The organism is Alteromonas sp. MB-3u-76 (assembly GCF_002831605.1).
GTDB lineage: Bacteria > Pseudomonadota > Gammaproteobacteria > Enterobacterales > Alteromonadaceae > Alteromonas > Alteromonas hispanica.
Window position 1 is genome coordinate 2,152,389 of record NZ_CP025115.1, and the last position, 13,000, is coordinate 2,165,388.

Genomic DNA, 13,000 nt, shown 5'->3' on the forward strand with positions numbered 1-13,000 from the left:
ACTACTGCCGCGCTATAAAAACACAAAAATATCTATGGGTATGACGTTAATCTAGATGTGAACGTAAATTCCTTTTCCATCAAATCCTTAAGCATCAATTCCTTTAACATTCACGCTGTCGTATTTTCTCATAAAAAAAGCCCCGCAGTAACGGGGCTTTTTGCGATATTTAGCGATTCATATATTAATCATTTGAAAGGCTGTAAACATAGGCTGCAACGACATGAATTTTGTCTTCACCTAGAGTTTTCTTAAACGCTGGCATTACGCCATTACGACCATAAGTAAGCGTTTCTGTCACTGCTCTGTGACTGCCGCCGTATAGCCAGATGTTGTCTGTAAGGTTAGGAGCGCCAAGCATTTGATTACCCTTACCATCCATACCGTGGCATGCAGCACATGCAGCAAAGCGGGCTTTACCTGCTTTCGCAAGCTGTGGATCTACATCACGTCCGCTCAGACTTAGTATGTAGTTAACCACTTCGTCTATGCCGTCTTCGCCCATAGCATCCAGCCATGCTGGCATTGCAGCGCGTCGACCGTTTATCAGCGTCTCAACAATTTTGTCACCTGAACCGCCATACAACCAATCGTCGTCGGTAAGGTTAGGGAAGCCGCCGTTTTGACCGCGAGCATCAGAACCGTGGCACTGAGAGCAATTCTGTAGGAACAAACGCTGACCTACTTTGTTTGCCTCTGGATCATTCGCCAGCTCTTCAACCGGAATTTGCGCATAAGCTTCGAAAATTGGGTCAAATTTATCGGCCGCATAGTCTAACTCGCGGTCGTATTGAACCAATCTGCCTTGCTCTTTTGCGTCAATTCGCGCTTGCATAGACTCTTCTAAAGACTGAATATTTTGGTGAGAGCTCTTCCAACCTAATAAACCTTCGTAAGCACCTAAACCGGGATAAAGTGCCAGATATAAAAAGCCCCAAACGATGGTGATGTAGAACATAATTGTCCACCAGCGAGGAAGTTGATTATTCAACTCCTCGATACCATCAAATTCGTGACCCATTGACTCTCCTTCTGGTACACCTGTCTGGTTAGAAAGACACCAGCGCAGAAGGAAGTAGCAACCAATGATTGACCCTATGGTTATCACTGAAATCCAAATTGTCCAAAACATACTCATGAGTTCAAGACTCCTGCTAATCTTCTTTTGATTTTTCTTTTTCTTCGTCTGCAAACGGTAGGTTTGCGGCTTCATCAAACTTTTGCTTGTTGCTGCTACTAAATGCCCACCAAACTATGCCAATGAAGCAAACAAAGACGATGATAGTAAAAATGCTGCCTATAATTCCTTGGTCCATATTATTTCAAATGTGTGCCAAGAGATTGTAGATAAGCAATAAGGGCCTGCATTTCTGATTTACCCTGTACTGCCGCTTTTGCTCCTGCGATATCTTCATCGGTGTAAGGAACACCAAAGCCGCGGAACACTTCCATTTTCTCTGCAGTCAACTCGCCGTTAAGCGTGTTTTCCGCTAGCCAAGGAAAACCTGGCATATTCGATTCTGGAACAACATTGCGAGGATTAAGCAGGTGAACACGATGCCACTCGTCGCTGTAACGACCACCAACGCGAGCAAGGTCAGGGCCAGTACGTTTTGAACCCCAAAGGAAAGGGTGTTCCCATACTGATTCACCAGCAACACTGTAGTGACCGTAACGCTCTGTTTCTGCGCGGAAAGGGCGAACCATTTGACTGTGACAACCTACACAGCCTTCACGGATGTAAATGTCGCGGCCTTCTAGCTCAAGCGCTGTATATGGACGTAAGCCCTTTACCGGTTCCATTGTTTGCTGCTGAAACATCAACGGCGTGATTTGAACCATGGCACCAAAGCTGATTGCAACCAAGATCAATACGGTTAAAAGGCCAACGTTTTTTTCAATTAACTCATGTGGATTTTTCATTATTCGTCTCCTCAGTTACGCCGGCTGTGTCGCTGGGTCTATAGCGATACTGCCTTTAGGGGCACGAACAGTATTCCATGTGTTGTAAGCCATAACGAGCATGCCCGCAACAACGAAACAACCACCAATGAAACGAACCACGTAGAATGGCTTAGACGCCTCTAGCGATTCAACAAAGCTGTATGTCAGCGTACCGTCAGCGTTTACTGCGCGCCACATTAAACCTTGAAGTACACCCGACATCCACATTGCTACGATGTAAAGTACAACACCGATCGTTGCGAACCAGAAGTGAACATTAACAAGACGCGTGCTGTACATTGCTGGCTGGTTAAATAGCACTGGAATTAAGTGGTAAACAGAGCCGATTGACACCATAGCAACCCAACCTAACGCACCAGAGTGAACGTGTCCGATAGTCCAGTCTGTGTAGTGTGATAGTGCATTTACTGTTTTTATTGCCATCATAGGGCCTTCGAAGGTAGACATACCATAGAAAGACAGTGAAACAATAAGGAAACGCAGTACAGGGTCGGTACGTAGTTTATGCCATGCGCCAGATAGCGTCATTATACCGTTAATCATTCCGCCCCAAGAAGGCACGAATAGAATGATAGACATCACCATACCAAGTGACTGCGTCCAATCTGGAAGAGCAGTGTAGTGCAAGTGGTGAGGGCCAGCCCAAATATAAAGAGAAATCAGTGCCCAAAAGTGAACGATTGACAATCTGTATGAGTAAACCGGACGGCCAGCTTGCTTAGGAACGAAGTAGTACATCATGCCTAAGAAACCTGCGGTTAAGAAGAATCCAACCGCGTTGTGGCCATACCACCACTGCATCATAGCGTCTACAGCACCTGCATATAGGGAGTAAGACTTGGTGAACGATACTGGAATCACCATGCTGTTACCAATGTGCAGAACTGCAACAGTAAGCATGAACGCACCTAGGAACCAGTTGGCTACGTAAATATGGGATACTTTTCGAATAACCAGCGTACCAAAGAAATTAATGATATAGGCAATCCAGACAAGGGCAATCAGGATATCGATTGGCCATTCAAGTTCCGCGTATTCTTTAGAGCTGCTTAAACCCATAGGTAGGGTAATAACAGCCAAAACGATAACGGCTTGCCAGCCCCAGAAGGTAAATGCAGCGAGCTTGTCACTGAACAACCTAACTTGGCAGGTACGTTGAACGATGTAGTACGACGTCGCAAATAATGCGCAGCCGCCAAAGGCAAAGATAACAGCGTTAGTGTGCAAAGGACGCAAACGCGAAAAAGTTAGCCATGGTGTGTCAAAGTTGAGCATAGGTGCAAATAATTGCGCGGCAATGAATACCCCCAGTCCCATACCAATGATACCCCAGACTATAGTCATGATGGTAAATTGCCTAACTACTTTATAATTGTAATCAGGTTGTGCTTGGCTTGTCTCACTCATTTTAATGAATCTTCCACTTCAAATGAACTATGGTCTCCAACTGCCAAAATAGTGCGGTTGAAACGCGTATCATCAAATAATAACGCTTCACACCGAGCTCGGAAAGAGTAATAATTATTGTCTCCAAGCCAGTTGGTCCGCGGATAATAAGGTTTTTGATAACAAAAAGATACCATAAACTAGCTTCCCTTGATCTCTATCAATAAAGAAATACACAAAATTTAAGAAATGATAAAAAACAGTAACAAAAAAAGATCAAAATTTTTACAAAAGCAAGCTCCATTGCTTGTGATTTTGGTTGTTGCTGTGTGTGTGTACATAGCACACAGTTATCAATCTTCTTCTCACCACTCTATCGCCAGTGGCTTAAAAAGCACGTGTACTTTTAGTAATAATATTTGCGAGTTGAGTATAGACGATGAGCTCGCTGTCGCTCGCTTTTCTGAAACGCCAATCCCCGAAGAATCGATAACCTTGTCTGTGCGTCTACCAGAAGGTAAAGCAATAGAAAGTGCGTGGATTGAAGGGGTAAACATGTATATGGGAAAAATCCCGGTATTGTTTGACGAAACTGACGGCGGGGAGTGGCAAGGTTGGTTTATGCTTGGCAGCTGTAGCGAGCCGGTAATGACTTGGCAACTAAGAATAAACATAAAAAAACAGGCAGCACCAAGCTACCTGTATTTTACCACCGAGAGCTAACTCAGCTCTTTGTCTGTTACATCATGGCTTGAAGATAGTTCTGTAATCCAATACGTTTAATCAGGCCTAACTGCTGCTCTAGCCAGTGGGCGTGGTCCATTTCAGTATCATCAAGCAACACAATGAGCATATCGCGGGTAACGTAGTCGTTTTCTTGCTCGCAAAGTGCAATGACTTCACGCAGTTTCGCATCAACTTCGTATTCAACACGAAGGTCGCTTTCTAACATCTCTGGAACATCGGTACCCACTTTAAAGCCGGTACGCTTCGTCATATCCGGAGTGCCTTCCAAAAACAGCATACGTTCAATAAGCTTGGTGGCATGGCCGCGCTCATCGTCAAATTCGTGATCGATGCGCTCATACAACTTGTTGAAACCCCAATCGAGATACATTTGCGAATGAATGAAGTATTGGTCCATTGCAGCAAGCTCGTACGACAAAAGCTCATTAAGACCGTTGATGATGTTTTGATTGCCTTTCATTAGTCGTCTCCCATTACTTGCGCTTGAAGATAGTTTTCAATACCCATGGTATCAATTTGATATTCTTGAGTTTCGATCCAATCAAGATGCTCTTCTTCATACTCTAAAATATCTTCTAAAAGATCTCGTGAGACATAATCTTGCTTTTCTTCGCAGAGGGCTATGGCTTCTCGTAAAAGTGGTAGTTGCTCTTTTTCAAAACGAGCATCGCATTTCAACATTTCTTCGGTATCTTCACCGATATAAAGCTTGCCAAGCGCCTGAAGGTTAGGTAACCCCTCGAGAAATAAAATACGCTCAATGATGTCATCTGCCTGCTTCATGTCCTTGATCGACTTTTTGTAGTTCTTTTCATTAAGAACGTTAAAGCCCCAATTTTTAAACATCCGAGCATGCAGAAAGTATTGATTTATAGAGGTAAGTTCACTTGTAAGCACCTCATTCAATTTCGCTATAACTTGTCTATCACCTTGCATTGCGAATACCTTCTTAAGTAATTATGGCGAGAGTGTAGTTGATTGACTGAAGTTTGTCAAAATTTCTATAAAAAACAATGTTTTACTAATGAAAACAGTTCTCAATCAATCCTTTGTTCGCATTAGTAATGAGCTTCTCTGTCTTCTCGTACATAAGTAAGACTTTCATCAGCAAACCCTAAACCTGCCTCGGTGAAGAAGTTGAAGACTTTATCAATGCCGTTTTCTAACAGATAAGATACTTCATCTTCGTATCTGGCAATAGCGGCGACTCGACCCCGATAGCCAGCATTTTTAAGCTGTTTGGTAATGTTTATAGCGTCTTGAATTGAAGGTAGTGCGAGCAATACTAGTTCCGTATTGGTTAAATCAAGGTTTTCCCAAAGATCGACATCTTCACCGTCGCCGCAAATCACGTTCAGACCGTCATCTGTCATACTTTTTATCTTCACTCTATCAGCGTCCATACCCCACACATTCACGTCTGAGAGCTTAGATAAAGCACTAAATGCTCCTTTTCCAACTCTTCCCATCCCGATAACTAAAAACTCAGCACCATTAAGGGTCGGGTAGATGTCTTCTTTGAGACGTTCATTTTTCTCAAATCGTTTTATTTGCTCTTTAAAGCGATTGTATTGAGAATGAGAGCCGCGATATAAAATACTGGTAATAACAAAAGATATTGATACTGCTAGCGCAATAACCACAAGCCAGGTCTCTGCGAATAATCCCATAGATACGGCAACAGCGCCTACAATCAGACCAAACTCACTGTAGTTGCCTAACACTAAACTGCTTAAATATGCAGTGCGTCCGCGTAAGCGCAATGAGGTGAATAAACCAAAGAAAAGTAGCGCTTTTAATGGAAGGAATAAGCAAAGCAGTAACGCCAAACCAACCATAGAAAGAGTAGGCAGAGCGGTAAGCCCTATAGAAAGGAAGAAACCAATTAAAAATAAATCTTTAAAACTCAGTAAGGATTTTGCGAGCTCGGTGGCTTTCTCATGGCGCGCTAGCATGATGCCGAATATTAAGGCGCCTAAATCGCCTTTAATGTTTACCATTTCAAATAGTTGATATCCACCCAGTGCCAAAATAAACCCGGTAAGCGGAAGCAACTCACCGTGACCAGACTTATTGATCACTCTTTTAATAAGCGGCATAGCAGGGAACAACGCAAGCAAGCCAAACGCATAAAGCGATGGCAACTTGCCCGTAGACGCCACGAGAAAGACAACTGCAAAAACATCTTGCATAACGAGTATCCCGATCGCCAAGCGACCGTGGCGTGTTTTGCTCTCGCCACTTTCTTCCAGTACTTTAACCACACACACAGTACTACTGAAGCTTAACGCAAAGGCTATAAGCATAGCACTTTGCAAAGTGATGGCATTTTGTGTAGTTGCTACCAGGGCGGCCACCCCGTATATAGTGCAGGTTATAACACCAATCCAAACGAGAGTGTGTGTAATACTTCCCATCCACACCTCTCGACGACTTAAATCTTTAAGATTGAGTTTAAGCCCAATGGTGAAAAGCATGATGGTAATGCCCAAATCAGCAATGTGTGACAGGTCTTCTGTGAGAGAATATCCAGCAAAGTTAAGTAAAAAGCCTGCGATTAGATACCCCACCAGAGGCGGTATACCTACGAGCTTTACTGTCAATCCACATACGAAAGCAAAGAGAAGAAACGCATACTCCATGGATAAAATAACCCTATTTGTTGACAAGAAATGTCTTGGCCACTGGTCGAAATAATGACTCTAGCTGTGGCAGCCCTCAATACTATAAACATTACCACGTTACATTCGATTTTCGCACAGCATTTGTTAAATTTAGGTTATGCGTAACTTAAAAGGGTTTGACTTGAGTCAAAAATGTATGGAAAACAGATAACTTACCACTGTGTAAGACTGATCCCGTGGATGTACGCATCCATAGATATAAACTTGAGGGACAAACACTACAACTCTTGATATGTGAGTTATAGTACCTAAGCAGCGTTAGAATTTAGCAAAGGAAGAGAAATGCGAAGTACGATATTAGCTACGTTATCCATGGTGGTTGTTATAAACGTTGCAATAGGTTTTGTTCTGCCGTGGGTTTGGTGGGGACTTGTTTTAACGTGCCTACTCCTACTGGTCGCTTTATACGATGCCAACCAAGCAAAGCACGCGATACTGCGCAACTTCCCATTAATCGGCCGGGTGAGATGGGGCGTGGAGGGGCTGCGCCCCTACATTCAACAGTACATTATCGAAACAGACACGGGCGGTTCTCCTATCTCTCGAATGTTTAGAAATATCGTTTATCAGCGCGCAAAAGACAGTAGAGAGACGGTGCCTTTCGGAACACAGCTGGACACTTATGAAAACGGATACGAGTGGATGGGACACTCTTTGGCGGCTCGCGAAGTGGATGATGTAGAGCAGAACCCTCGCATTCTGGTTGGCGGCCCACACTGCAAAAAACCGTACAATGCCAGCGTGCTAAACATTAGCGCCATGAGTTTTGGAAGCCTATCAAAAAACGCCATTTTAGCACTCAACAAAGGGGCCGCAAAAGGCGGTTTTTACCACAATACGGGAGAGGGCGGTTTAACACCATATCACTTAGAGAATAATGGTGATGTGGTGTGGCAAATCGGAACAGGATACTTTGGTTGCAGAACTGAAGAAGGTGGCTTTGACGCTGCTCTATTTGAAGAGAAAGCTAAATTAGACAGTGTGAAAATGATAGAAATTAAGCTAAGCCAAGGCGCTAAGCCAGGTCATGGCGGAATTCTTCCAGCGTACAAAAACACGCCTGAAATTGCAGAGATACGAGGCGTAAAAGCAGGTACACAAGTAGATTCTCCACCTCGACACAAGGCCTTTTCCACTCCTTTAGAAATGATAGATTTTATCGAAAAGTTACGAGAGTTAAGCGGTGGCAAACCTATTGGTATCAAGTTAGCGTTGGGCCGAAAAAGCGAGTTCATTGCCATGTGTAAGGCAATGGTTGAAAAGAAAATAGCCCCCGACTTTATCACCGTCGATGGGGGCGAGGGTGGAACAGGTGCAGCTCCCTTGGAATATACTAATTCTATTGGGTTTCCGTTGCGCGACGCGCTTGCTTTCGTCGACGACTGTTTAAATGGCTTCGGACTTCGACAAGATATAAAAATAATTGCGTCTGGTAAAATTATTACCGCATTTCAATTAGCGAAAAACCTTAGCTTAGGCGCTGACTTAGTAAACAGTGCTCGGGGGATGATGTTGGCGCTGGGCTGTGTTCAATCACTATCGTGTAACACCAATAAGTGCCCAACTGGCGTTGCGACTCAAGACCCTAAACTTGCGCGAGGGTTAGATGTGGAAGACAAATACCAACGAGTTTTCCGCTTTCATCAAAAAACTGTGCATGCCTTAATCGACCTTCTATCGTCTACGGGTCATGTAAATACCAATGAGCTAAACAGAACCCACATATTTAAGCGTATAGACCAGTGCAATATAGCTCGCTACGACGAAATGTTTCCGCTTGTGAAGAAAGGGTGTTTCTTAAATGATGACATTCCCGAACGCTTCAAACTTCATTTTGAAGAGGCAAATGCAGATAGCTTTATGCCATCGAGCTTGTTAGCAGAAATTGATAAAGAGACGAAGGCAGTGTGATTTACACTGCCTTATTGAATTACAATTTAGCGACACTTTCAGAAGTATAAACGTGTTAGCAAGAAAGCAGTTCACTCGTCGTTACTTGTATTAACTTCTTTTTCTGGTATGCGCAATTGATACAATCTGTAGTCTGTAGTGCGATAGGGCATAACTTTATACTTGGGCTGCAGATAGGCGACTAAGTCTATCAGTTCGCTTACTGTAAGTTCATCATTGATGACTCGCATAAACGAAACCCCGTCCTCACTAGTAAAGCTAGCCGGTCGTCGAGGCGTTAATTTATGTGACGGATTTATAATACTTGTAACTAACTCTCCATAGGTTTTAATTCGACCACTGCTACCGCCAAGAGGAATGGGGTGGCTAATAAGATAATTTTTATCCTCTTCTGCTGTTTCACCCGCTACAGTATGACAATCGTTGCAACCATACTTTTTAAATACCAATGCACCATTATCGGCATCACCTTCTGGTAAGCTAAACCCTCTTGGTGATTTGGCCCCTTGATCACACCCTACTATTAAAAGGCATGCAGCTAGAATGAGTGTAAAACGCATTGCGCTCTCCTTAAGTTTCACTATTGCTTCACTATTAGTATTGACCAGGATGAACTTAATAAACTTGATTTGCCTCAATACTATTGATGAAAGCATAGACTATGGTTGAAGAAGCTTACTAATAAGGAAGGACATTAAAATGCAAACTTACGACACAATCTTAGTACCTATCGATGTTTATTCAGATTATGAACTTGTAGTTGAAAAGGCTCTGGCAATTGCCAATGACAGTAAGCAACTCCATCTTCTTTATGTGGCATACCCACAAACTCATGTTGAACCCTATGGTTTCTTTTTAGAGAAGGACTTTTCTGAAGATGTAAGAGCGCAAGCGTTGGAAGTACTTAACGAAGTTGCGACAAAATATAAAATCCCGCAAACTAATGTGAATGTGGAAATTGGTTCTCCTTCAGATGAGATTCATCACTTAGCAGAAAAACTAAACGCAGACCTTATCGTGGTAGGTACGCATGGTCAAAGCGGGCTTAAATTACTGCTAGGCTCTACCGCTAACGCGGTTTTGCATGGCGTAAAAACTGACGTACTTGCAGTTAAAGTTTAAGGAAAACTTTTTGCAAAGCGAGGGCAGGAGAGATAACTAGCCTGACTATTAGTGTCAGGCCCTGCTCGCGCCGACCCTACATAGCTTTAATCGACAGGTCGCAGCTATCATTTACCAGTGTTCTAAGGGTACTTTCTAAGTTTTTTAAATGCGAATAATGAAGTGCAGTTTCACCACCGTTTTGAGTACTCTTAATTGTAAACACGACATCTTCATCTCGTGACGTCACAGATAGACGAACAGTGTCGTCGCTCTCAACAATAGGTACGTGAAGATAAAGTGGCTCGTTATGAGAGTCTAAATATTCAACCGCTTCGGAATCGCTTTTGAAAGGGGATTGCTTTTCGGGTTGTAACTTCCATTGTGACGATGGAACGACAATTTCGGCTAGTAACTTTCCATGCTTTGAATTAATACTATTACTCATTCTGTCTCCTTAAAATACATCGTTAATCAATTAACCGTAGTGAGCCGAGGCTCTTAACGTAGGTTCTTAACTTTAGGTTCTCTACATAAATTCTCTATATAGGTTTCATACGTAGAAAACGTCTTCTTAGTTCGATTCATTAAAGGCAAATCAAAAAGGCTGTTCCTTCGCGGGTACGCGTAACTAACGTTTGAAGTTATATCTCTGTTTTATATAAAGTTTAAGCCGAAATTTAAATTGAACGTTAGCGCTTGTGCTTTGAGGATAATTTGGCCATGCCACCGCGTTTTACATTAGCTTGCTTAGTGTAATGACCAGGCATTTCTGGTGATTGCCAACCGCCAGCTAACTGCAGTTCTGGCAGTGTTGCACCATATTCGGCTAGTGAAACTGCACCACCCACACGACCACTATGAGGTGTAATATTTTCTTTAATTCCCGCTCGTTTCGCGATCCTCTGCCAAACCCGATAAACACTAGAATAATTGAGCACGGCCGCATGATTACTCGGAGCATTTTCGTCATAGGGTAATAGCGCTGTTTTATGATTTGTCAGTCTTCGAAATAGCACACCTTTAGAAATAGAACGGGGGTCTGAAGTGTCTCTTGTTTCAGAAGTGTGAGGGTTTACATTCGCCTCATTGATAAATTCATTAATCATTGAAAGCGTGCTTGAAGAAACATAACGATACTGTCCCTGACCACTTTGATCACTTTTAGATGAAACGACCAACACAGTATTGTTCCTATGGGATATGTGTTCAACACATACACGAACCAATTCGTCTGCGCGGAGAAGGGCATCAAACATCAGATTAATAATCGCAAGATCGCGAAGCTCTAACAGAGAGTCAGGAATTATTTTATTATTAATTTGCTCTACCATTTCTATAGTGAGTGGCACAGCTTGCTTGTGTGACAGCCGAAACTTTCGGTTTTCTATAAGTGATAGCCGGATAAAATCTCTTAAGTAAACGGACCGCACAATAGGATTTGGTAACTTGGCAACGCCTAAAAACTTACTTAAAGCGGAAAGCCGTCGTTTAATAGTTCTGTAGGCGAGGGGAGACTTACATAACTCTGCGACATATTGTTTTATACAATGTTCGTTATGTTCAAAGCTTTCGGTTAAGCCACCTAAGTTTTGCTGTTGACAAAAAATTGAAAATTCATTGTAGTCGCTGATATAAGCGCGCTGAGTGTTGTAAGGTAATTTAGAAAAGATATCGTTATAGTAACTGTGCATCGAATTGTAGCTTGATGCGTGTGTTACAGGCAGGAAACTAGTATGGGCGCGGTCCTTTTCCTCATCTTTGCTATTAGAAACGTGGCTACTGTCATCATCACTTCTGTTGTCTAATTCACTGCTCAATGGAGTAAATGGAGTAAATTGAGATTCTGAGTTTGGTATTGGCAGCGAGTTATGTACGCGATTGTTTTGTTTATTGGTTGCCATAACATCTCCAGTAGGACGTTAAATCGCGGATTGCTGCTGTGTGCGTGTTAGCATGCTGCAACCTCGTGTTAAAACAGACTTGATCTCTAGCTTAATGCGATTATATCTATTTGTTTTATAAAAGTTATTTTCGCTTTCACGCATGATAACTGTAATTATCATGCGTGAAGATACAATATGCCAAAAAGCGAGTAACTCACGATTTCACCTCACTTTAGTCCCGAATTCATATGATAAGTGCACCACTCTTGGTTAAATGGTGAGAAGAGATCAACTGCCTGTTGGTGTTACTCTGTAATCGCCAAAAAACAAGAGTAGTTACCATGAGTTACAAGCAGTTGATCGAGGGACAACGATACCAGATAGAAGCCTACTTACGCGAGGGTTTCAGTTACCGAGAAATTGGAAATCGTTTGAAAGTGAGCCACAGCACGATAAGTCGAGAGGTTCGGCGTAATAGAATTCGCGGTACGCATTATCTTCCTGAGGTTGCGCAATCAAAAACGGTTAAACGACGGCGAAGTGCAGCAAAATATCGTGTATCAGCACTCACTATTGTCTTTGTCGAGTTTGGGCTGAATGAAAAGTGGAGTCCCGAGCAAATATCAGGTGTGGGTAAACTTATCGGTCACCCAGTGAGCCACGAGTGGATTTACGGCTATGTGCAACGCGATAAATTATCGGGAGGCAAGTTACACAAACAGCTGCGTTATGGCCGACGTAAGTACCGAAAAGGCAGTCGCGCGACACGCGTGATTATCCCGAACCGCGTTGGTATTGAGCATAGGCCTGCTATCGTTGATAAAAAGAAACGCTTTGGCGATTGGGAAGCCGATACCGTATTAGGGAAAAATGGAACGGGTGCGATTGTGAGTTTAGTTGAGCGCAAAAGTAAGTTTTATCTAATTCGTAAGGTGCCGGCGAAGAGCGCAGCGGAAGTTAGTCGTGCAATGATTGGTATGTTATGGCGCTTTCGCAGGCATGTGCACACTATTACCGCGGAGAATGGAACCGAATTCTGCGGGCACGAGTTGGTCGCTGAAAAGCTGAAAACAGACGTCTACTTCGCCAATCCCTATTCGTCTTGGGAGCGAGGTTTGAATGAGAACTTTAACGGGTTACTGCGGCAGTACATCAGCAAAGGTACAGACCTGGGCACAGTAACACACGAGCAGATTGCGCAAGCGCAACGTGCTCTGAATTTGAGACCAAGGAAGTGCCTTGGTTACAAACAGCCAGAAGTTGTCTTTAATAAATTACGCGGAGCGGCCTAATTTAGCGAGTGGTGCACTTCGGACTTGA

At 43.1% G+C, this 13,000-nt stretch carries 14 protein-coding genes; 4 read left to right on the plus strand and 10 right to left on the minus strand.

The window, feature by feature from the left end; translation table 11 throughout:
* Positions 1-184: 184 nt before the first annotated feature.
* The 4 genes from ccoP to ccoN are packed head-to-tail and all read right to left on the minus strand — an operon-like array spanning position 185 to position 3,372.
* Positions 185-1,138: a cytochrome-c oxidase, cbb3-type subunit III gene (ccoP, locus tag CW735_RS09605; RefSeq protein ID WP_100971864.1), complete on the minus strand. Its 954-nt coding sequence runs from the start codon at positions 1,136-1,138 to the stop codon at positions 185-187.
* A gap of 16 nt (positions 1,139-1,154) precedes the next feature.
* Positions 1,155-1,316, minus strand: coding sequence for a cbb3-type cytochrome oxidase subunit 3 (locus CW735_RS09610; RefSeq protein ID WP_071978972.1), 162 nt, complete (start codon positions 1,314-1,316; stop codon positions 1,155-1,157).
* Position 1,317: 1 nt separating this feature from the next.
* Positions 1,318-1,923 carry a cytochrome-c oxidase, cbb3-type subunit II gene (gene ccoO, locus CW735_RS09615; RefSeq protein WP_071978971.1) on the minus strand — a complete coding sequence of 202 codons (606 nt, stop codon included), beginning with the start codon at positions 1,921-1,923 and terminating at the stop codon, positions 1,318-1,320.
* Between the two features lie 15 nt (positions 1,924-1,938).
* Entirely contained in the window at positions 1,939-3,372 is a 1,434-nt protein-coding gene (ccoN, locus tag CW735_RS09620) for a cytochrome-c oxidase, cbb3-type subunit I (protein WP_100971866.1), read from the minus strand.
* A 288-nt stretch (positions 3,373-3,660) separates the two neighbouring features.
* Between ccoN and CW735_RS09630 the strand changes: the two genes are divergently transcribed.
* A complete protein-coding gene (locus CW735_RS09630) occupies positions 3,661-4,074 on the plus strand; it encodes a hypothetical protein (protein WP_232230632.1) in 414 nt (137 codons plus the stop codon).
* Between the two features lie 16 nt (positions 4,075-4,090).
* Here CW735_RS09630 and bfr (CW735_RS09635) read toward each other — a convergent pair whose 3' ends face one another.
* The 3 genes from bfr (CW735_RS09635) to CW735_RS09645 form a co-directional block, all read right to left on the minus strand.
* On the minus strand, positions 4,091-4,558 hold the full coding sequence (gene bfr / locus CW735_RS09635; RefSeq protein ID WP_100971868.1) for a bacterioferritin: 468 nt from the start codon (positions 4,556-4,558) through the stop codon (positions 4,091-4,093).
* Positions 4,558-5,034, minus strand: a complete 477-nt coding sequence (bfr, locus tag CW735_RS09640; protein WP_071978966.1) for a bacterioferritin — start codon at positions 5,032-5,034, stop codon at positions 4,558-4,560. Before bfr (CW735_RS09640) ends, bfr (CW735_RS09635) begins: the two co-directional genes overlap by 1 nt.
* Positions 5,035-5,156: 122 nt before the next feature.
* Positions 5,157-6,740 (minus strand): cation:proton antiporter family protein, encoded by a 1,584-nt coding sequence (locus CW735_RS09645; protein ID WP_100971870.1) that lies wholly within the window; start codon positions 6,738-6,740, stop codon positions 5,157-5,159.
* Positions 6,741-7,064: 324 nt separating this feature from the next.
* Here CW735_RS09645 and CW735_RS09650 point away from each other — a divergent pair, with 324 nt between their 5' ends.
* The gene (locus CW735_RS09650) at positions 7,065-8,693 is read left to right on the plus strand and encodes an FMN-binding glutamate synthase family protein (RefSeq protein ID WP_100971872.1); all 1,629 of its coding nucleotides are present in this window, start codon (positions 7,065-7,067) and stop codon (positions 8,691-8,693) included.
* Between the two features lie 71 nt (positions 8,694-8,764).
* On the opposite strand, the gene CW735_RS09655 is transcribed toward CW735_RS09650, so the two are convergent.
* The gene (locus CW735_RS09655; RefSeq protein ID WP_100971874.1) at positions 8,765-9,253 is read right to left on the minus strand and encodes a c-type cytochrome; all 489 of its coding nucleotides are present in this window, start codon (positions 9,251-9,253) and stop codon (positions 8,765-8,767) included.
* A 139-nt stretch (positions 9,254-9,392) separates the two neighbouring features.
* Between CW735_RS09655 and CW735_RS09660 the strand changes: the two genes are divergently transcribed.
* Complete coding sequence (locus tag CW735_RS09660; protein ID WP_071978962.1) at positions 9,393-9,815, plus strand: universal stress protein; 423 nt, start codon at positions 9,393-9,395, stop codon at positions 9,813-9,815.
* A 76-nt stretch (positions 9,816-9,891) separates the two neighbouring features.
* Here the strand turns inward: CW735_RS09660 and CW735_RS09665 are convergent, their stop codons facing one another.
* Complete coding sequence (locus tag CW735_RS09665; protein ID WP_100971876.1) at positions 9,892-10,242, minus strand: hypothetical protein; 351 nt, start codon at positions 10,240-10,242, stop codon at positions 9,892-9,894.
* Positions 10,243-10,486: 244 nt separating this feature from the next.
* A complete protein-coding gene (locus CW735_RS09670) occupies positions 10,487-11,698 on the minus strand; it encodes a tyrosine-type recombinase/integrase (RefSeq protein ID WP_232368409.1) in 1,212 nt (403 codons plus the stop codon).
* Positions 11,699-12,021: 323 nt separating this feature from the next.
* Here CW735_RS09670 and CW735_RS09675 point away from each other — a divergent pair, with 323 nt between their 5' ends.
* A complete protein-coding gene (locus CW735_RS09675) occupies positions 12,022-12,972 on the plus strand; it encodes an IS30 family transposase (protein ID WP_100971878.1) in 951 nt (316 codons plus the stop codon).
* Positions 12,973-13,000 lie beyond the last annotated feature (28 nt).